Source organism: Methanosarcina sp. 2.H.T.1A.6 (assembly GCF_000979455.1).
GTDB lineage: Archaea > Halobacteriota > Methanosarcinia > Methanosarcinales > Methanosarcinaceae > Methanosarcina.
The window spans coordinates 1-19,755 of sequence record NZ_JJOY01000023.1 but is presented as its reverse complement, the minus strand read 5'-3'; the positions used below and the strand labels follow the sequence as shown (position 1 = coordinate 19,755).

General features: G+C 44.2%; 18 protein-coding genes and 2 tRNA genes. 14 read left to right on the top strand and 6 right to left on the bottom strand.

The annotated features are described in order from the left end of the window. Window positions 1-32: 32 nt before the first annotated feature. The gene (gene hisA / locus EO98_RS05130; RefSeq protein WP_048140016.1) at window positions 33-770 is read right to left on the bottom strand and encodes a 1-(5-phosphoribosyl)-5-[(5-phosphoribosylamino)methylideneamino]imidazole-4-carboxamide isomerase; all 738 of its coding nucleotides are present in this window, start codon (window positions 768-770) and stop codon (window positions 33-35) included. 90 nt (window positions 771-860) lie between these two features. Beyond that, a complete protein-coding gene (gene hisG, locus EO98_RS05125; RefSeq protein ID WP_048140018.1) occupies window positions 861-1,730 on the bottom strand; it encodes an ATP phosphoribosyltransferase in 870 nt (289 codons plus the stop codon). 496 nt (window positions 1,731-2,226) lie between these two features. Between hisG and EO98_RS05120 the strand changes: the two genes are divergently transcribed. Next, entirely contained in the window at window positions 2,227-3,423 is a 1,197-nt protein-coding gene (locus EO98_RS05120) for a methionine adenosyltransferase (protein ID WP_048140020.1), read from the top strand. Window positions 3,424-3,748: 325 nt separating this feature from the next. Here the strand turns inward: EO98_RS05120 and EO98_RS05115 are convergent, their stop codons facing one another. Then, window positions 3,749-4,087 (bottom strand): protease inhibitor I42 family protein, encoded by a 339-nt coding sequence (locus tag EO98_RS05115; RefSeq protein WP_048140022.1) that lies wholly within the window; start codon window positions 4,085-4,087, stop codon window positions 3,749-3,751. A 222-nt stretch (window positions 4,088-4,309) separates the two neighbouring features. Here EO98_RS05115 and EO98_RS05110 point away from each other — a divergent pair. The 9 genes from EO98_RS05110 (at window position 4,310) to EO98_RS05065 (ending at window position 10,940) form a co-directional block, all read left to right on the top strand. Next, window positions 4,310-4,423 (top strand) — tRNA-Tyr (locus EO98_RS05110). A gap of 111 nt (window positions 4,424-4,534) precedes the next feature. After that, a tRNA-Asp gene (locus tag EO98_RS05105) sits at window positions 4,535-4,607 on the top strand. 166 nt (window positions 4,608-4,773) lie between these two features. Then, window positions 4,774-4,971 (top strand): hypothetical protein, encoded by a 198-nt coding sequence (locus EO98_RS05100; protein WP_048140024.1) that lies wholly within the window; start codon window positions 4,774-4,776, stop codon window positions 4,969-4,971. A gap of 79 nt (window positions 4,972-5,050) precedes the next feature. Next, window positions 5,051-5,689: a hypothetical protein gene (locus EO98_RS05095; RefSeq protein WP_048140026.1), complete on the top strand. Its 639-nt coding sequence runs from the start codon at window positions 5,051-5,053 to the stop codon at window positions 5,687-5,689. 265 nt (window positions 5,690-5,954) lie between these two features. Beyond that, window positions 5,955-7,136: a Xaa-Pro peptidase family protein gene (locus EO98_RS05090; protein WP_048140029.1), complete on the top strand. Its 1,182-nt coding sequence runs from the start codon at window positions 5,955-5,957 to the stop codon at window positions 7,134-7,136. 261 nt (window positions 7,137-7,397) lie between these two features. Further along, entirely contained in the window at window positions 7,398-8,288 is an 891-nt protein-coding gene (gene map / locus EO98_RS05085) for a type II methionyl aminopeptidase (RefSeq protein WP_048140032.1), read from the top strand. A gap of 66 nt (window positions 8,289-8,354) precedes the next feature. After that, window positions 8,355-9,212: a hypothetical protein gene (locus tag EO98_RS05080; RefSeq protein ID WP_082098479.1), complete on the top strand. Its 858-nt coding sequence runs from the start codon at window positions 8,355-8,357 to the stop codon at window positions 9,210-9,212. Window positions 9,213-9,239: 27 nt separating this feature from the next. Next, a complete protein-coding gene (locus EO98_RS05075) occupies window positions 9,240-9,527 on the top strand; it encodes a YunC family protein (RefSeq protein WP_048140101.1) in 288 nt (95 codons plus the stop codon). Between the two features lie 348 nt (window positions 9,528-9,875). Continuing rightward, entirely contained in the window at window positions 9,876-10,940 is a 1,065-nt protein-coding gene (locus EO98_RS05065; protein WP_048140038.1) for a TRM11 family methyltransferase, read from the top strand. Window positions 10,941-11,054: 114 nt separating this feature from the next. Here the strand turns inward: EO98_RS05065 and truA are convergent, their stop codons facing one another. Further along, complete coding sequence (truA, locus tag EO98_RS05060) at window positions 11,055-11,864, bottom strand: tRNA pseudouridine(38-40) synthase TruA (protein ID WP_048140040.1); 810 nt, start codon at window positions 11,862-11,864, stop codon at window positions 11,055-11,057. Between the two features lie 11 nt (window positions 11,865-11,875). Next, window positions 11,876-12,826, bottom strand: a complete 951-nt coding sequence (locus EO98_RS05055) for a transcriptional regulator (protein WP_048140042.1) — start codon at window positions 12,824-12,826, stop codon at window positions 11,876-11,878. Between the two features lie 198 nt (window positions 12,827-13,024). Between EO98_RS05055 and EO98_RS05050 the strand changes: the two genes are divergently transcribed. The 4 genes from EO98_RS05050 to EO98_RS05030 all read left to right on the top strand — a co-directional run bounded on the left by EO98_RS05050 (window position 13,025) and on the right by EO98_RS05030 (window position 18,138). Next, a complete protein-coding gene (locus EO98_RS05050; protein ID WP_048140044.1) occupies window positions 13,025-14,095 on the top strand; it encodes a formate--phosphoribosylaminoimidazolecarboxamide ligase in 1,071 nt (356 codons plus the stop codon). A gap of 447 nt (window positions 14,096-14,542) precedes the next feature. Next, on the top strand, window positions 14,543-15,835 hold the full coding sequence (locus EO98_RS05040) for an ATP-binding protein (RefSeq protein ID WP_048140048.1): 1,293 nt from the start codon (window positions 14,543-14,545) through the stop codon (window positions 15,833-15,835). A 591-nt stretch (window positions 15,836-16,426) separates the two neighbouring features. Beyond that, on the top strand, window positions 16,427-16,915 hold the full coding sequence (locus EO98_RS05035; RefSeq protein WP_048134901.1) for a 3-isopropylmalate dehydratase small subunit: 489 nt from the start codon (window positions 16,427-16,429) through the stop codon (window positions 16,913-16,915). Between the two features lie 95 nt (window positions 16,916-17,010). Beyond that, the gene (locus EO98_RS05030) at window positions 17,011-18,138 is read left to right on the top strand and encodes an isocitrate/isopropylmalate dehydrogenase family protein (protein WP_048134900.1); all 1,128 of its coding nucleotides are present in this window, start codon (window positions 17,011-17,013) and stop codon (window positions 18,136-18,138) included. A 235-nt stretch (window positions 18,139-18,373) separates the two neighbouring features. Here the strand turns inward: EO98_RS05030 and EO98_RS05025 are convergent, their stop codons facing one another. Beyond that, complete coding sequence (locus EO98_RS05025; RefSeq protein WP_048140102.1) at window positions 18,374-19,678, bottom strand: IS4 family transposase; 1,305 nt, start codon at window positions 19,676-19,678, stop codon at window positions 18,374-18,376. Window positions 19,679-19,755 lie beyond the last annotated feature (77 nt).

Sequence of the window (19,755 nt, the reverse complement as noted above, 5' to 3'; positions counted from 1 at the left end):
GGCCTCTTCAGAGGTAAAAACAAGCAGCCTGATCAGTCACCGAGGACAGCCTTAATCGCATCCTCGAGAGTGAACCTGCCCATATAAAGGGCACTGCCTACCACAACCCCAGCAGCTCCGGTCTTCTTCAGGACCTGAAGGTCTTCCAGAGAGCTTACCCCTCCGGATGCAATTACAGGGATGCTGACCGATTCTACAAGTTCCTTTGTCGGGAGGGGATTTACCCCCTGCATCAGGCCTTCGGAATCGATATTTGTAAAAAGAAGACTTCCAGCTCCAAGCTCTTCAAACTTCCTGCCCATTTCGACAGGAGTTTGCGCGCACTCCTCAGTCCAGCCTTTGATCGAGATTTTCCCGTTCTTTGCATCCAGCGCAACGTTTACACATGAGTTTCCAAAGGCACTGGAAAGCTGTTTTACAAGTTCAGGATTCTGGAGGGCGGCGGTTCCGAGAATTACCCTTGAAACCCCAAGCTCAAGAAGGGAAGCTGCATCTTCAAAGCTCCTGATGCCTCCTCCAACCTGGATACTCACGCCTTTCTCCCGGCATATCCTGACTATCTTTTCGATAATGGGAGCGTTTTTTCGTTCCCCTTCTATTGCGCCGTCAAGGTCTACCAGATGAAGGGTCTTTGCCCCTTTTCCGACCCAGTCAAGGGCAACTGCAAGAGGGTCCTCAAGGGATACGAGCTCACTGCCAGGCACACCCTGCACCAGCTGAACGCACTTTCCTCCCCTCATATCCACTGCAGGAATCACTTCAAAAACCATAGAAAACCACATCTCCGGCATATCTGCAAGAAAACCATCCTTCTGTTTCGGTTATTTTTATGTCTTTAATTTTTCAAGGAAATTTTCCTTTCAGGGCATGATCCTTTCGATGGGAACAACAAGTATATCCCTTGCACCGACCTTCCTGAGCTTGTTTACCAGGGTAAAGATCAGGTCTGCATCCACAACTGAATGAACAGCAAGGAACGATTCTGCAGACGATTTGCTGGACTCGACCTTCATGACTGTTGGACCTGACATTCCCGGAAGGACCTCTTTTACTGCTTGAAGGGAAGCTTCGGGAACGTTCATCATCAAATATCGCTTATTCTTTGCATTGAGCACACTTTCTAGTGCAGTTTTTATATCCAGGATTTTGTCCTTTTCCCTGAGGCTTTTTTTGTTAGAGATTAGATGGACAGTGGAAGAAAAGACTGTGTCGATAGCTTTCAGGTGGTTTATCAGGAGAGTTGTCCCTGAGCTTGAAATGTCTACAATGGCATCCGCAATTCCCACATGAGGAGTCATTTCGCAGGCCCCGCTGACCTTTATAACTTCAACGTTAACTCCAAGGTTTTTGAAGTACTGGCGCGTGATCTCCGGAAACTCGGTTGCCACTTTTTTGCCTTCAAGATCCTGGGCTTTCTGGAAAGTGGAGTCCTCAGGGACCGCCAGAACAAGGCTTGCCCTCCCGAATTTAAGGTCCAGAAGAGCCTCAACATCTGCCCCTCTTTCCGTAATCAGGTCCATTCCTGTAATACCTACATCTGCAGCTCCGTCCTGTACATACTCAGGTATATCAGCAGCCCTGGCAAAGAGAATATGAATCTCAGGGTCCGTAGTTTTTGCAAAGAGTATTCGGCTTTCGGCTCCTCCGCTAATGGGAAGCCCTGCATCTTTAAAAAGAGACATTGTGGGTTCGTGAAGGCGCCCTTTATTGGGTATTGCAATGCGAATCATCTGCTCTGTCCTCTAATAAGTGATCTAAGTGATCTAAGTGATCTGCCGGGAAGCTTACCCCGGGTATGCTCATTCCGTATAAAACATTTATTCAGAATACTCTTGTATAATATAGACTTCACGGTGAAGCTCAATGTAAACCTTTTTTCTTGAAACCCTGTTGATAAGGATAATTCAGCCAACAGTGAAATAAATTTTAATATGATGAAAATAGACTAATTTTGTGATGTTAAAGCCGAAAGACAGCCTATATAAAGCGAATATTACTACAGGTAATGAATACATGGGAACTATTATATAGCCGTAGTAATTTAATAGAAACAGACTATCGAGTCATATAAATAATATTATAAATGTTGTGATTACATTAGTATTTAATTTGAAACTTACCACTAAGAAAGTATATTGCTTACGCCAACAGACTAAAGATTAATAAAGCGGTAATATTGACATCTAGTAATAAAAGTATCCATCATTTTGAAAAAAGAGGATCCAAATGGCCCGAAATATAAAAGTGGAAGAGCTTTTGCAAACCCCGATTGAAAAGCAGCGGATAGAGCTTGTAGAACGCAAAGGAATAGGGCACCCTGACAGCATATCGGACGGACTTGCCGAAGCCGTAAGCCGAGCGCTATGCAGGGAATACATAACCAAATGTGGAACTATACTCCACCACAACACTGATGAAACCCAGATTGTAGCCGGAAGATCCAGCCCGAGATTCGGAGGCGGAGAGGTACTGCAGCCCATATATATGCTCCTTGTGGGCAGAGCCACTAAAGAGTTCGAAGGCACCGAGCTTGCCACCGAGTCCGTAGCCCTCCAGGCTGCTCGCAAGTACCTGAAAAATACCCTGGTGAACATGGATCTTGAGAGAGACGTGATCATGGACTGCAAACTCGGGACAGGGTCTTCAGACCTCAGAGATGTCTTCAAGAGAGATAGGGTACCGGTTGCAAATGATACTTCTTTCGGAGTTGGACATGCCCCATTTTCAGAACTTGAAAATATTGTCTACAATACAGAGAGGCAGCTCCTTACCGATCTGAAGTCCCGCATGCCTGCAATAGGAGAAGACATGAAGGTTATGGGGCTCAGGGATGGGGAAGATATAACCCTTACGATATGCAGCGGCATGATAGGGAGGTATATTGACGATCTGGACAGCTACATAAGCATGACTGAAGAAATGAAGACCTATGTGGAAGAGCTTGCAACGCACTATACTGAGCGGGACGTGAAGGTCCAGATTAACACAGGCGATAACCTGAAAACGAGCTGTATCTTCCTTACAGTCACCGGAACCTCAGCTGAAATGGGAGATGATGGTTCTGTAGGACGCGGAAACCGCTGCAATGGGTTGATCACACCTAACAGGCCTATGAGTATGGAGGCAACCAGTGGAAAGAACCCGATTAACCATATCGGAAAAATCTACAACCTCCTCTCGACACAGATGGCCCGGGATATAGTAAAACAGGTTCCTGACGTACATGACGTCAATATAAGGCTGCTCTCCCAGATCGGAAAGCCCATTGACCAGCCGCTTGTGGCAAGCGCTCAGATCATTCCAAAAGAAGGCACCTCCTTTGCAACGGTCAAATCGGAAGCTGAAGTTGTAATTGACGACTGGCTTTCCAATGTGACAAAAATCACAGAAATGGTTATCAAGGGAGAACTGAACACCTTCTAATAAAACCAAAAATATCTGAGGCAAAAAAATATCGAGGGGGACCTTCGGGTTCTTTTCACATCTTTTTTACTGTACCTGTCTTAACAGTCAATCCATCAACAGTCAATCCATTAACAGTTCACGATATTAAAATGGGATTTTTAAACAGGATTTGCCATGCAGATAGGATTTTTCAGGAGTATTTCAACCTTTCAGGTATTTTGCCGAACTCAAGTATTTTAAGAATCCTCAACTGGTAAGACTATATTTTCAGCCATTCGAGGCAGTTTTTTAATATTCTCAGGGAGCCTCCGAAAAATAAAAATATTTTAATTCAAGGAAATTTTTATATAACCTTAACAATTAGTTTGAACTTCTCCTCGCCCCCAAAGCGGAAAATAGTATAACTGCCTTCAATTTCCCAGGTGCCTGTTTTTACAGCCTCGTATTCCCATTCATGAACCCCTGGAACAGTCTTTGTATCCGGGACATCCGGAGTAAACTGTTCCCGGAGCAGTCTGAGCCCCTCCTCGGCTTCCATCTTCCATACAGTTTCGGCAACAGGGTTATCCTTACTGTACAGGTGCTCTCCGGGTTGATCCCTGAGTTTTACCACAAAAGTGTCTCCAAGGTTGATGCTGACCGTATCAAAACTATTGGCGTTCGTAAAGATTTGGGTGACCATATTCCCTACCCCTTCCATATTGTGAAATCTGTTCATTTTCTTACTGTAATTATGCTTTATGTTCGCTGTAATATACAAAAGTATTTTTGATAAATATGAAAAATGATATAAATGTCAGCAATTATCACCTGCACCAGCGAAAAACATAAATACCATCACCATATATGGAGATGGTGCACTGAGGCAGTGTAGCACAATGCAACACTGGATCAGTATCATCGTCCCGCCTTAACTCAGTGGTAGAGTGCGCGGCTGTAGTTCGGTTCGTGCGGGAAATACCCCGTACATCTCTGCGCAGGCACCGCGATGTCCCCGGTTCGAGTCTGGGAGGCGGGACCTGGAACTTAATCCAGAACAGACTCAAGTCAACGGGAACATTTATATATTAGAGAGACATTTAAGGTTTGCTCGCAGCGCGGGCAAAACAGCAACTAAAACGACCGAAGTGTCCGGATAGTGTAGAGGCCTATCATGGAGCCCTGTCGAGGCTCCGACTCGGGTTCGAATCCCGGTCCGGGCGCTTCTTTATTTTTTTAATTAGATTGTTTTTACATAATTTGTTATTACATAATTTGCTTTTACATAATTTGTTTTTACATAATTTGCTTTTACATAATTTGTTTTAATATACTTTTTCCAAACCTGCTTTTCATAATGTGTAATTTTGATCAGTTGATCCAGCTTTTATGTTAATCAATCCTGAAATTCCTGACCCTGAGGACCTTACTTCTACCTGTTTTACTTCTACATGTTATTCTCCTGCTATGACCCTCCTGATTTCTCTGAACCCTTTTAACTTCTACCTGTTATCTCCTAATCTGGCCCTCATGATTTCTCTGAACACCCTTTTAACTTCCACATTCACGGTCAGAACCATGATCTGAAGCACTGGAAACTTTTCCCGAAAAAAACATGTAAAGAAAGAAGAATAAAGGAATAAAGCTGAAGCAGGAGGTTACAAAAATGGGAATTGGGCCCCATACTCCAGATTGTTCCGAAGAAAGCGCCGGCAGAGTTAGCGATCTCTGCAAGAAGATGAAGAGTACCAGAGAAAAAATGGAAGAGGAGACTCTCATTTTTATCGAAGCCACCAAAAGTTTCGCTCTGGAATGGATTCAAAGGGAAATAGAAGCAAACGTGCCTCCTCTGAAAAGCGAAGATTACTCAGGAAAAGCAGAAACTGGCAAAAAAAAGGTTAATGAACTGTCACGCCTTGAGGACTTGCCCTTCCGCATACAGGATATTGTCGAAGAGCACATCAACCGCAATGAGTACTGGGTTCACAGGAACCAGCTACTTCAGACAGACATATCCCGCGACTACCTTGAGTTTAAAAAAGATAGAATAAAGAGGGACCTGACATCAAACATTCGAATGATTCTGGGCTGCGCAGCAGAGATTTTCGCCGACCTGAAAGATGACAATCCAGAGGACAGAGTGTGGGTAAAAGAGCGGGGAAAACGAAAATATGTATGTATTCTCAGGTTTTCGGATGAAATGACGGCTTCCCTTAACCGCTATTTCACGATGCTTGAGGAGCTTTTAGTTCTTGGAAACGGGCTGAAGGAGATAGAAAAGAAGAATAAAGAAAAGGGGAGATGAAAAAGGGAGATGAAAAAGGGAGATGAAAAAGGATGATGAAAAAGGATGATGAAAAAGGATGATGAAAAAGGATGATGAAAAAGGATGATGAAAAGGGGAGATGAAAAGGGAAGATAAAAAAGTTAGCATACAAAAACGAAAGCAAGCCGACACTTAAATGAGCAATGCCCCCTGAAAATTTGTATCCCATGCTCAGGATCCATATACATGCACGCATGCAAGCCGACGATAACAACTTTATCTACAAACGCAAGAATTACCTTGCATGACAGAGCCAGACTTCAGCATAAAAAAAGCCCTTGAGGAAGCAGGAACAGATGCTTACCTGATGACAGGGGGTATTCATAATGCCGATATTTACTATGCAACCCGCTTCCTGGCATCGGACGATTTCATTTATCTGCAAACAGGAGCCGGAAAAGAAGTTCTTTTCATTTCGGAAATGGAGCGCGGAAGAGCTGAAATCGAGTCAAGGGTCTCGTCTATAAAAACCACTCAGGACTTTGGGTACCGCGAGAAAATCAAGGAGAAAAAGGATGCATCTATTGCCTATGCAGCCTGCATATCCGAACTGCTTCTTGGAGAAAAGGTAAAAAAAGTTGCAGTTTCCTACGATTTTCCGGTTTTTTATTCAAACTATCTTACAGAAGCAGGTTTTACCGTAGTGCCTATAAAAAGCCCATTCAGGAAAATGAGGAGCTTGAAGAGACCGGAAGAGATTGAAGCCATAAGGTACGCCCAGATGGCAGGGGAAATGGCTATGAAGGCAGCAATTGCCCTGATAGCAGGAGCAGAAGAAAGGGACGGCATTCTCTACCTTGAAGGGCAGGTACTTACAGGGGCTAAAGTGAATTCAGTCATTGACCATACTCTGCTGGATTTTGGGTGTGAAGCCGAAGAGACAATTGTCTCCTGCGGAGAGAATACTGCAAACCCTCACGGAACTACGGATGGACCTCTCAGGGCAAATGCTCCGATCATCCTGGATATTTTCCCAAGGAGCAAAAAGAAGCGCTATTTTGCAGACATGACACGTACCGTGATCAGGGGTGAGGCTTCGGAAAAACTAAAGGCAATGTATGAAACTGTACTTGCAGCCCAACAAAAAGCTCTGGAAATGGTTAAACCCGGAGTCAAGGCAGCTGAAATACACAGTTCCGTCTGTGACCTTTTTGAAGCACGAGGCTATCATACTTACAGAAGCGGGGCAAAAGCCGGATTCACTCACTCTACAGGCCACGGGGTCGGGCTTGACATCCATGAACTTCCCGGCGTAGGAGAAAATGGTGTGCTTCTGGAAGCAGGTAATGTGATAACAATCGAGCCCGGACTGTATTATCCCGGAATTGGGGGAATCCGGCTTGAGGATATGGTGCTGGTAACCGAAACAGGATGTGAAAACCTTACAGGATTAGAAAAGAAATTTGTATTAAAATCATTTATATAAATTAAGCAACCAGATTGTAATCAAAATTTGCCTAATATAGCCCGGAAATACAGGAAATAAGCATTATTACAGAAAATAAGTAGTATTACAGGAAATAAGAAGTAATACGGCAGAAATCGACCAAAATAAGGGGTTATAACTCAGGTTTGCACAGATAGGATTTCATAGCCAGGACTAATGGCATAATATTGCTATAATAAGGCTTACAGCCAGTATATAGCCTGGATACGTTTATGAGAAATCATTCAGTTTGAGGTCAACATGACAGATAATGTATACAACAGAGAAGATATTCATGAAAAGTACAGAGAAGCAGGCAGGATTCTGAAGATTGTCAGGACCGAAGCCGTAGATATGGTGAGAGTCGGAAACAGCCTGCTTGAAGTTGCTGAATTTGTGGAAAAGAAAACCATAGAGCTTGGAGGCAGGCCTGCCTTCCCCTGCAATATCTCAAGAAACCAGGAAGCTGCCCATGCAACTCCCAAAGCAGGGGATAAGGATGTCTTTGGAAAAGATATAGTGAAGCTGGACCTCGGAGTCCATGTGGACGGATACATAGCAGACTCGGCAGTAACTGTGGACCTTTCAGGCAATTCAGATCTCGTAAAAGCTTCGGAAGAAGCCCTTGCAGCAGCTATTGACCTCATGAAGCCGGGGGTCGGCACAGGGGAAATAGGAGCTGCAATAGAGGAGAGTATCCGCAGCTACGGCTTAAATCCTATTATGAACCTCACAGGCCATGGGCTTTCTCAGTATGAGGCCCATGACAACCCCTCAGTGCCCAACAAACACGTAGAAGGTGGAGTTGTCCTGAAGGAAGGTGATGTACTTGCAATCGAACCTTTTGCAACTAACGGAACAGGCTTTGTACACGACGGCAGCTGGGCAGAGATATACAGCCTTATAAGGAAAAAGCCTGTACGTCTGCCAGCAATCAGAAACGTCCTGAAACAGGTAGAAGAGTACAGGGAACTCCCCTTTGCAAAGCGCTGGCTCAATTCAGACAAACTTGAATTTTCATTGATCCAGCTTGAAAAAGCCGGAATTATCCACTCTTATCCCGTACTTATTGAAAGTGCCGGAGGGCTTGTGTCCCAGGCAGAACATACGGTAATAATAACCCAGGACGGATGTGAAGTCACAACAAAATAAGTCCTGGAAAAAGAAAAAACAGAATAACGAATAAGATGAAGAACGAATAAAAAAGAGTTGACAGCCTTGAAACTGCATCACCTCCTTTTAGCCAGTCTTTTACTGGCAACTTTCCTCATCCCTGCCCTTCTTGCAGAACCCTGCTCTGCTGCTTTTATTCCAGGAAACAATATCACACTGGAAAGGGACGGGATTACGTGGAATTACGACGAGAAAACTACAGATAACGAAGCTATTTTTTTAAGGAATCTCATAGACAGAGAAACGGGCAACAATGACAATTTTGTTAATGCCTGGGAAATCCATAAAATGGAGGTTCTTTTAAGGGACAAAATGGAGAAAGCCATAAAAGAAGAACCTGATGTAAGGCTCAACTCGACTTCGGATACTGTTGAGTTAAGAGACGTTGAGTTCTGGGTCTCGAAAGAAACCCTCGGAAGGACTGATAAAACCTCGTCAATTACAAACCGCGCCAGTGTAACCTATAGTTTCAAAGAAGAAGCAGGCCCCGGAACAGACATATGGCTGATGGGCACTCCGAACTCAAAGGTTACGATTACTCTCCCGCAGGGCCTTGATGCAGAATTAACGGAAGGTCTTGAGAACAAAAGCCTTGAATTTGAAAATAACCGTACATTACTGAGAGGAAACTTCGGCCCTGAAAAAAACATTACACTATGGCTTTCGGAAAATGAAAGCCTTAAAGCCGAAATGCTGGCTATGGAAATGAATAGGGATAAGAGTGCGGAGAATAAAAGTGTGGAGAACGAAAACGGAGCAGGGGAAAACAAGACCCTGACTGCTGGAGAAAAAGCTGAAGTCAGTCAACCTTCCGGGTTTTTCAAAAACATCCTCAAAAAAATAAATTGGAGCCTGACCGGAGCCGGAACCGGAGCCGGAACCGGAACCGAGCCCAAAAGTTAATCTGGCTTGAAGCTTATTCAGAAAAACATGCTCATTGAACAGATTCCACTTGAAAACGGGTGCGCACTTGGCCTCCGATTTGAGATGCAGAAATATCCTCTGCTGGTTATAAGGGCAGAGAAGGGTTTTCTGATGTGCGGCTATCTTAATGTCAGTGCCGCTGAGACACTCGGGGATACGGCAGCAAAAGTGAAAGGTGTGCAGAGTTTTGAAGATATGCTCAAAGCCACTGTTGTCGAGGTAACAAAGTTTGCCGGAGATCTTGGAATTGAGATAGGAATGACTGGCAGGGAAGCCCTGGAAAAAATGTTTTGAAGGATATTTTGAAGGATATTTTGAAGGATATTTTGAAGGATATTTTGAAGGATATTTTGAAGGATAGAACCTGCTTCACAGGCAGACCTCTTGAATGTAATCTCTTACACGCGGACCTATCATATATTGATCTCTTACAGGCTGCCCCCTGTTCAGGAAACTTTTTTCTTAAAACACAAATGAAAAAACAAACTTAAATAAAAACACAGGCTTAACACACTTTTAAATATATGATATTTTATATTTTGTTCCCTAACCTGCAAGAAATTATTTTGAATTTCGTTAGACTATTTCAATCTGCCTGAAGATCATTTTGAACTATATTAATCAACTTATTTCTGATCATCAATGTTATACGCTTTTGAACTCTCTGGAGAGCACGAAGAACTGCCAGCTGCCGAAATCCTTGCCTGCCTCAAAATTGAGAGGCTTGATTTCCGGCCCCATGCAAGAGTCGACCAGTGTCTTGTAGTGGATATCGCAGGCAGAGAAGAGGATGTTGAAAGAGCCCTTAAAGGTCCTGTAACTGAAAGACTGGCAATGACCCACCATATACTGAAAGTTGTAGGGATTACCGAAAACAATCCTGATGCGGTCATGAAGCTTGCGGAAGCCTTTGAACCTGGAGAATATATCAAGGAAGGAGAAAGTTTTGTTGTCAGGGCAAAAAGGATCAAACACCACGTTGACTTTCCGTGCGAGTCCCTTGAGCAGAAAATTGGAGGATTCATCTACAGGAAAGGGTTCAGGGCAAACCTGAAGAGCCCTGATGTAGAATTCCGGCTCATCCTGAGTGAAAAAGCTGTACTTGGGACTCTATTGTCCTCGGTTGACAGGAGCGCATATGAAGCCAGGACCCCCCAGAACAAGCCTTTTTTTCACCCTGGCGTACTTATGCCAAGAGTTGCCCGCGCCCTTACAAACCTTTCCGGGATAAAGCCGGGAGAGCTCCTCCTTGACCCTTTCTGCGGCACTGCAGGCATACTTGTAGAAGCCGGGCTTGTGGGTGCAAGGGTCATAGGGATAGATGCCCAGGAAAAACTTGTCCTCGGGGCTCACATGAACCTGGAAGCCTATGAACTGGATTACATCCTGATGGAGGGAGATGCCTGCAGGATCCCGCTAAAGGACTCTACAATCGATACCGTCGTCACCGACCCGCCCTACGGAAGGTCGGCAGCAATCCTTGCCGGATCCTTAGAAGAACTATATTCCGGCGCCCTTGAAGAAATCCACCGCGTCTTAAAACCCGGAGGCATCGCGATTGTTGTCTCGGACAAGGCATCATTAGAATACGGAGAGAAGGCAGGACTTAAGGTTCTTGAGATTTATGTACAGAGAGTACACAGGAGTCTCACACGGATAATAACTATTTTCCAGAAGGATGTGAACTACTCCTCCCTGTCGGCTTGAGAGCCGCCGAGGAAGGGGTCCTCACGCCTTATTGAGATAGAATAAAGTAAGGTAAAAGTTGTTTGAAAATAGAAGGGAAGATAGAAAGGTGACTTCTCACCTTTAAAATATTATTCACTCATGGGAAATCAGTTCTTCCAGCACCTCAGCCATTACCCTGTACCTGAGAATGCGTTTGCGGTTCTGCTCACCTGCCCGCTTGATTGAGTAATTATCTTCAATCCATTCTATATTACCTCCATAGTTTACTCCCATAAGGGTTAATCCATAGGGAGGAGCCGGTTCAATTCCTTCTTCATAAATCTCGGGATTTAGCATCTGGAGCAACCAGTCATTATCACGCACCCCTTTTCCGATCATTGAGAGGGCGGTCACTATTTTTCTGACCATGTTCCAGAGAAAACTATTGCCAACGACTTCAATCGTTGTAAGTTCCCCATCTACACGGGCATTGATTCTCTCCAGAGTACGAACAGTACTTTTTTCTCCGTCTGATCGGGAAAAATTTTCAAAATCATGGGTTCCGAGCAGCAGTTTTGAAGCTTCCCTGATCTTTGAAATATCGAACTCTTCACCGCTCATCACGTAGCGGTAGTGCCTGGAAACCGCACTCCTCCTGGCGTCAAAGTCGCAGGGGACTTCCGCATGAGCCCATGCCCATATGGTTGGAGGAAGTTCGGAGTTGACGACTCTGGGAATTGCCAGGTTCGGTTTATCCGTATCAAAAGCGATGACCTGTCCGAAGGCATGAACTCCTGCATCAGTCCTGCCCGCACAAGTATAATTAGCAGATTTGGGGCTTTCTATAATCCTGAGGTTCCGAAGAGCCTTGAAGAGTTCTTTCTCCACGGTCTCGACATTCGGCTGGATCTGGGATCCATGAAACTCGGTGCCTATGTATGCAAGCTTTAAAGCGACTCTCATACGATCCCTGATTACTTGGTTTTTTTCTTATAATAGACTTCTCTTAAAATCACCAAAAATATTACAAAGATGCACCCGAAAAGGAACCAGACCCCCGGGTGAAGAGAAAGGGAATCATAAAGCCCATGGATTCCTCCGAAGTGTGTGAGCCCTTCGGAAGGGACGGAAGGCAGTTCCGGAGTTGAGTCCAGAGTCTCCGGGACAGAGACTTCCGCAACCACTTCTTCCTGGAGAACTTCCGCCCCCGAAGACAGATTTTCAGCGTTCCCGCCTTCCATTACCTGCTGCCCAGCAAAAGGCTCATAGCTTGCGTTCATTGCCTCCTCTTCTGGCACTGCCTGGTCAAAAGTAGACTCATAAACCTCTGCTTTAGGGCTCAAGCTTTCGTTTTCAACGTCCCCCATAATCATTGCTTCTGGATAAGCCTCATTTGCGGGTCCCGTTATCCCCTTCTGCAAAGTATCAGTGGCATCGATGATACTTTTTGCCCGCAGGTAGACTGAGAGATACTCTATTCCTGCAGCTGCAAAGAAAGCTGCCCCTATTACTCCCATGTATTTCTGCAGCAAACTTATAATGGAAAGTTTGTCCATAGAATTTCTTGAAGGGACGAGGACAATCAGCTTTTCCATTGATTCATAGATTTTGACCTGCCTCCCCTTCTGGCTCCATTTAATCTGTTTGACTTTAATCAGATCGGATTCGGCCAGAGAATCGAGGTTATATTTGACCGTAGTAAGGGGGAGGTTCAACTCTTCTGCAATATTGGTTGCAGACATGCTTTTCTTTCCGAGAAGTTCAAGGATCTTCACGGATGTTTCGTTGGAGAGGATCTGGGTAAGTTTTCTTGAGTCACCGTTTACAGGGAGAACAAGCACCCTGTTATCCTGCTCCCCGGATCCAGGCCCCTGGGGAGGCTCGCCGGTTTCAGATAAACCTTCTCTGTCTTCAAGCCCGTTCATGCGTATTTCCTGAGTTAATAAACCTTATTATCAGTTTTGAAATTATACTCTATATTTTACTTTGCACCGATCTTGATATAAAGTTTTATTTTCCGCGGGTTATTATAGATCCACTACTATATTTATATATAGAATCCTTCCCTTAACCTTAAATATAACATTGTATATTCTAATCTAAATTTTCCGCTGGTAGCAATTATGATCACAAAACAGCAGATTCTTGAATTTCTGAAAAATTACGATTTAAAAGACATTACTATTGCAACCGTCTGTTCTCACTCAAGCCTTCAAATTTTTGATGGAGCTAGAAAAGAAGGTTTCAGAACTCTGGGGATCTGCGTTGGCAAACCGCCCAAATTCTACGAGGCATTTCCCAAAGCAAAACCCGACGAGTACCTTATTGTCGACAGTTATGCAGATATCATGAATAAGGCCGAGGAGCTCAGAAAAAGAAACACCATCATTATCCCGCACGGTTCATTTGTAGCTTACCTGGGCACGGAGAATTTTGCAGAGATGGCTGTGCCTACCTTCGGAAACAGGGCTGTACTGGAGTGGGAGTCTGACCGGAATAAAGAACGGGAATGGCTCCTTGGGGCAGGCATCCACATGCCCGGAAAAATAGATGATCCTCATGATATCAATGGGCCTGTGATGGTTAAGTACGACGGAGCAAGAGGAGGAAAAGGCTTCTTCGTTGCAAAAACCTACGAGGAATTCGAGGAACTCGTTGACCACACGCAGAAACACACTATCCAGGAGTTCATTACAGGAACTCGCTATTACCTGCATTACTTCTACTCCCCGATCCGAAACGAAGGATATACCTTAAGCGAAGGAAGCCTTGAACTTCTGAGCATGGACCGCAGGGTAGAATCCAATGCTGATGAGATCTTCAGGCTTGGCTCTCCCAGAGAACTTATAGAAGCAGGTATCCGCCCGACATATGTGGTTACAGGAAACGTACCCCTCGTCGCAAGGGAGTCACTCTTGCCTCTGATCTTCTCTCTTGGAGAAAGAGTGGTTGAAGAATCCCTTGGCCTTTTCGGCGGGATGATAGGGGCTTTCTGCCTTGAAACGGTGTTTACGGACGAGCTTGAAATTAAGGTATTTGAGATTTCAGCCAGGATTGTTGCAGGAACAAACCTTTACGTTTCAGGTTCCCCTTACGCAGACCTGATCCAGGAAGACCTCTCGACCGGACGGAGAATAGCTCAGGAAATCAAAAAGGCAGCCCAGACAAACCAGCTGGATAAGATAATAACCTGAAGCTACTGAAGTATTCTGAAGTTACTGAAGTATTTTGAAGTTACTGAAATCTTCAGAAACTTTCAAATGATTCAATTTTTCATTAGATATTCAGGGTTGGAATGGTCTTTCAATCCCTGATTACCCCTTTTTCTCAAATAGAAGATTTTTTGGTTCATCACTATTTCAAGTGGATAATTTATATTCACTTCCTGAATCCGGAGATGCAACACAGATAATATTTGAAAAAATTTATAGTGGGAAATCACATTCAAGATAAATGTTTATCTTTCTGGTGTGGTTGCTTCCCAACTGAACAATTATTTTCAATCCATACAAAACAGCGAAGAGCTTTAAAAAGGATCCTCAAAACGAGATCCAAGCCTGAAAAACTTAAAGATAGAGACTTTTATTTTACCCAATCTAAACAAATTATTTTAAGTAGTTATCAGTCCGATACTATCAAGGATGCCTGAAGGGGAAAATAAAGAGTTCAGACCTGCTTTTGGAGGAAAATTCAGCGGGACATTGCGTATTCTTGGTAACGAAGAAAATGATGGAGAAGGGCTCCTGTTTCTTGGAAACTATATGGCACTTGACCATTCGAGGGGAGCTGCCGTTTATCTGGATGCCCTTAAACCTCATGCTGTTTTGATCTGTGGGAAAAGAGGGTACGGGAAATCCTATACGATGGGGTGCATGCTGGAAGAACTTGCCCTTCTCCCTCCCGCCATTAAGGGAAAACTTGCATCCCTTATTATCGATACCATGGGAATTTTCTGGACAATGAGTTATCCGAATGCTTCCGAGGCAGGAAGACTAAAAAACTGGGACATTGTACCCACAGGACTCGAAATCGAGGTTTTCGTGCCGGCAGGAAAGGTAGAAGCCTATAAGAGGCGAAACATAGAGGTAAAGCCTTTTTCGATTTCAATCCGGGAGCTCTCCGGAAGCCAGTGGTGCAGGGTCCTCAAGATTGAAGAGGTTTCTCCTCTTGGAATTATGCTCGTAAGGACTATTGAATCCCTCCGGGAAAAAGGCGAACCATATTCTTTTGAAGACGTTATCAGTGAGATCTTCCTGGATACGCGTTCGGATTCAGCATCTAAGGGGGCTGCTGAAAACTATTTCAGGGCTGTGAAGTCCTGGGGTCTGTTTTCAAAGGAAGGGACGCCTCTATCAGAACTAATATCAGGGGGCAGGACAACAGTCCTTGATGTAAGCGCCCTTGAAAACGAAAACGTTTGCGCTGCGGCAGTATCAATTCTTGCAGGCAGGCTTTATGCAGAGAGACTTGAGGCAAGAAGGGCCTATGAAAAAAAGCAGATGGGAGAAAAAACGGAAGGAGAAGAGTTCCCCATGGTCTGGTTTTTCATAGATGAAGCTCATATTTTCGTTCCCGCGGGGAGGGAAAGCCTCGCTTCGGAAGTGCTTATTAACCGCTGCCTCAGGCAGGGCAGGCAGCCCGGTCTCTCCCTGGTACTGGCAACCCAGAGACCTGCAAGCCTTCACCCTGATGTTGTCTCACAGAGCGACCTTCTGATCTGCCACCGCCTCACCTCAAGTGATGATATACTTGCCCTTGAAACCTCCCGGCCCCTATATATGCAGGAAAGCCTCAGGGCTTACCTGAAGAAAATGGGGAGTGAAAGGGGAGCTGCATTGATAGTAGATGACCACTCAGAATCTGTCCATATGGTACGCATTCACCCGAGGAGGAGCTGGCACGGAGGAGGAGAGCCAAGTGCTCTTGAGCCCTGAAGAGAGGAAAAAGAAGAAACAACAGCTCAAACCCCGGAGCAATTTGCTTAAGGCAGAGTATTTGTTTACTAAAGTTTTCCGGGCAAAAGTAACCGTAAAACGGTAGGAATTGTTAACCATATTTATAACCTGTCAGAAAATAATTTAAATATTACCTGTGATACTTCAACCCTGTGAGTTTAGCTGAGTCACAGGCAGTCAATAACCCTCCATTAAAGTGGGAGGCTTGTTTCGGCAAGCCTTGATTGACCAGCCTAAGTCTTAATTGACTCCGTTGGATATGTCATGATACATTTGGATGCTTCCTCAGTCCACTTCCCTATCGTGTAGCATCAAAAGTCCTGAGAGGTAGGGGCGATGTGTTACACACAACAAGCATGTCCAACATTGGCGAGAGGAGACGGTTTTCCAAAACCGTGTTACCTGCAAAGGAAATTCGTTTCCAAAGCAGAGTGGAGAAATCCAACAAAGTGGAAGGAATACCTGGAAGTGGAAGGAATACCTCCCGCCACTGAAGTAACGGGCATCCTACCTTAGAGATCGTGAACATTTAATCAACAGCGTTTAATTACAGCAAATTACGGTGATTTCATGAAAGGAAGAGCCTGGAAATTCGGAAATGACGTGGATACGGATGCAGTAATTCCCGGAAGGTACCTGATTTTCAATACCCCGGGAGAGCTTGCTAAGTATACATTTGAAGGCGTACGCCCTGATTTTGCAAAAAATGTTCATGAAAATGACATCGTGGTCGCAGGAAGCAATTTCGGCTGCGGATCCTCGCGCGAACACGCCCCTCTTGCCCTTAAAGGGTCAAAGGTGTCATGTGTAATCGCAAAGTCTTTTGCAAGGATCTTTTTCAGGAATGCTATCAATATCGGAGTCCCTGTCCTTGAATGCCCGGACACGGACAAGATCGACGACGGAGATGAACTTGAAGTAGACCTTGCAACAGGGGTTATTCAAAACAAAACAAAAGGAGAGACCTACCAGGCAACCCCCCTCCCGGATTTCGTCCGCGAGATCGTAGATGGGGGAGGGCTTATAGAGTATGCCCGGAAACTGGTCTCTGAGCGCTGAAAAACAGGAAACCTGTCCAAAGACAGACCTGATCCACGTTTGACATCTCGCAGTAAAAAGGCAGTTTTGCCTGTAAATTTGAAAGGAGTACAAACATGACGCAGTATAAGATTCCGGTCCTTCCCGGAGACGGGATAGGCCCAGAAATCATCGCTGAAGGCAGAAAAGTAATTGATGCCGCAGGCGAGAGATTCGGTTTTGATGTAGAATGGATTGAATACCCGCATGGAGCAGATCACTACCTGGAAACGGGAGAGCTGATTTCGGAAGAGACCTTAAAGGAATTATCCGGCTACCCTGCCCTTTACCTTGGCTCCATCGGAGACCCGAGGATTGCCCCCGGGGTTCTTGAAAAGGGAATCTTATTAACTGCGCGCTTTTACTTTGACCAGTACGTCAACCTGCGCCCGATAAAACTCCTCGAAGGAGTCTGGACCCCAATCAAGGATAAGACCTCAAAAGACATCGACTTTGTCGTGGTCAGGGAAAACACCGAGGACTTTTACGTAGGAATCGGCGGCAGGGCAAAAAAAGGAGAGAGTAAAGACCTCCTTGAAGTCAAAAGGACACTATACTCTGCAAAATTCGGCCTTGATATCGAGACCGACAGCGAGGAAATTGGGTACCAGATCGGCCTTATCTCCAAAGAAGGTACAAAAAGAGTTATCGAGTACGCCTTTGACCTTGCAGAAAAACAGAAAAAACACGTCTCATCTGTTGATAAAGCAAACGTTCTTTCCGACATCTACGGCCTATGGAGAGAAGAGTTCAGCGCGGTTGCTGAAAAGCACCCCGGCGTTACCACGGACTTCAACTTCGTTGACGCTATTACAATGTGGTTTGTGAAAAACCCTGAATGGTTCGATGTGGTAGTAACCCCGAACATGTTCGGAGATATCATCACCGACCTCGGCGCCATGATCCAGGGCGGCCTCGGCCTTGCCCCGGGCGGAAACATCAACCCGAACGGCACAAGCATGTTTGAGCCAATCCACGGTTCAGCTCCGAAATACAAAGGCCTGAACAAAGTCAACCCGATTGCCACAATCTGGGCAGGCGCAATGCTCATAGAACAGCTTGGAGAAAAGGAAGCTGCAGACAACATAGTCAGTGCAATCCAGAGAAATATCCTGGACAGCAAAGTCAAAACCTACGACATGGGCGGCAAGAGCACCACCTCAGATGTCGGAGACGACATTGCAAGGATAATAAAGGGAGAATAATTCAAATCTCCCTTCATTACATTTTCTTTTCTAATTAACGTAGAATTCATTTTCTTGTCTAATTAACGTAGAATTCATTTTCTTGTCTAATTAACGTAGAATTCATTTTCTTTTCAAATTAACATAGAATTGCCGGAATTTTCCGACTCTTTTTGAGAATCAGAACCATTTTCATTGGTCATCGGTTAAGAACTTATTTCCATCTACCAATAGTGTTTTTCATGTCTCATTCTCATTAAAACCATTCTTCTCTAAACCTTTCTCTGTTTACATGCGGATCCAATGCTTGACTTTCATATACACTCATTATCGTTTCAAAAGTTCTTTGAATTCCACATCTATTCAGAATTACGGTCAACAAATCTGATGCATTCTCTGCAAATATTGTGCTCCAACGTAACTGCGTATATTGAGCCATTTTTTCAGGATGAGCTGTTGAGTTTCTTACAAGAGAATAAATTCTTCTGCTAACGATTAGTGTCAACATTGCTATCCATATTAGAGCCTCAATTACCTGCACATTCTTTGTTTCAAGAACGTCAAGAGCGTATTTACTTTTCAATTCCTTAAACAGCAGTTCTATGTCCCATCTTGCTCCATATAATTTTGCAGTGTCTTTTGCATTCAAAACATCTTTCTGAATATTTGTGATATATATGTGATGCTTTTCATCCTCATCATTATATACCGCAACAAGACGTACAAGCATCTCATCCCGCTTTTGTTTGCCTTTATACGCTCTTCTTTTGAATGATATTTTTACAACTGCATCAATATCTTTTCCAGAGAGTTGTTTAATACACTCACTAACAGGTTCTCCCGCGAACTCTTTGCTTTTTGTCTTAGAAAGTCCCTCTTCAACAGAAACAAGAATCGGATCCATATTCTTCCTTATTCTTGAGACAAAATATCCTCCGTTTTCCTCAACTCTTGCAAACATTTGAGTTTTGTAAAAACCAAGATCAACAAGAAGAATACGGTCTTTGATCCATGGACCGATTTTCAATGTTTTGATCTCAGCTGTTTTTTCAGAATACAGAGCAACTGTTTTAGGTCCATTAGCAACTGCACTTACCATAACTCCCACTTTTACCCCAGCAGCTACTGTTCTTGCTCTTGCTGCTGGAAATTTGTCTGCTAAAGATGAGTTAAGACGAACAATTGTGCTGTCTTGAATGAGAATATCCTGGAAGTTTTCGAGTTTTTTGCTAAGTTTTCTACCAGGTTCTTTTGCAAGCTCTTCTATGCCGTGAATAACACACTGATGAAGAAATTCAACAAGTTCAGGAGTGAATCTATAGTACCAGCTGCTATCGCTTAGGGTCTTATTTGATTCTTTTTCGTATCCTCTTTTCAAACTGGCAAGTGTACGCTGCAAGCGTACACCAAAACCAAGAGTTAAAACCCAAAAGATGACAACAGGATCAATTTTACGTTCACGTTTTATAAGGCCAGTTTCTTTGGCAGTTTGTCTTAACCACTCTTCGGGAAACATTTCCCGAAGAGAGTCTTCAAGAGTAGGTGGGGGACGAGGAGACATAGATGCACTAATATTTAGATTATTATTATAAAAACACATGCGAGAGTGATTCCCTAACGCTTAACCGATGACCAATG

Coding starts and splice junctions, on each gene's coding strand:
- EO98_RS05030 (WP_048134900.1), top strand. CDS start 17,011: ATGACGCAGTATAAGATTCCGGTCCTTCCCGGAGACGGGATAGGCCCA.
- EO98_RS05120 (WP_048140020.1), top strand. CDS start 2,227: ATGGCCCGAAATATAAAAGTGGAAGAGCTTTTGCAAACCCCGATTGAA.
- EO98_RS05075 (WP_048140101.1), top strand. CDS start 9,240: ATGCTCATTGAACAGATTCCACTTGAAAACGGGTGCGCACTTGGCCTC.
- EO98_RS05055 (WP_048140042.1), bottom strand. CDS start 12,826: ATGAACGGGCTTGAAGACAGAGAAGGTTTATCTGAAACCGGCGAGCCT.
- EO98_RS05025 (WP_048140102.1), bottom strand. CDS start 19,678: ATGTCTCCTCGTCCCCCACCTACTCTTGAAGACTCTCTTCGGGAAATG.
- EO98_RS05100 (WP_048140024.1), top strand. CDS start 4,774: ATGTTAATCAATCCTGAAATTCCTGACCCTGAGGACCTTACTTCTACC.
- map (WP_048140032.1), top strand. CDS start 7,398: ATGACAGATAATGTATACAACAGAGAAGATATTCATGAAAAGTACAGA.
- EO98_RS05095 (WP_048140026.1), top strand. CDS start 5,051: ATGGGAATTGGGCCCCATACTCCAGATTGTTCCGAAGAAAGCGCCGGC.
- EO98_RS05090 (WP_048140029.1), top strand. CDS start 5,955: ATGACAGAGCCAGACTTCAGCATAAAAAAAGCCCTTGAGGAAGCAGGA.
- EO98_RS05115 (WP_048140022.1), bottom strand. CDS start 4,087: ATGGTCACCCAAATCTTTACGAACGCCAATAGTTTTGATACGGTCAGC.
- hisA (WP_048140016.1), bottom strand. CDS start 770: ATGGTTTTTGAAGTGATTCCTGCAGTGGATATGAGGGGAGGAAAGTGC.
- EO98_RS05035 (WP_048134901.1), top strand. CDS start 16,427: ATGAAAGGAAGAGCCTGGAAATTCGGAAATGACGTGGATACGGATGCA.
- hisG (WP_048140018.1), bottom strand. CDS start 1,730: ATGATTCGCATTGCAATACCCAATAAAGGGCGCCTTCACGAACCCACA.
- truA (WP_048140040.1), bottom strand. CDS start 11,864: ATGAGAGTCGCTTTAAAGCTTGCATACATAGGCACCGAGTTTCATGGA.
- EO98_RS05040 (WP_048140048.1), top strand. CDS start 14,543: ATGCCTGAAGGGGAAAATAAAGAGTTCAGACCTGCTTTTGGAGGAAAA.
- EO98_RS05065 (WP_048140038.1), top strand. CDS start 9,876: ATGTTATACGCTTTTGAACTCTCTGGAGAGCACGAAGAACTGCCAGCT.
- EO98_RS05050 (WP_048140044.1), top strand. CDS start 13,025: ATGATCACAAAACAGCAGATTCTTGAATTTCTGAAAAATTACGATTTA.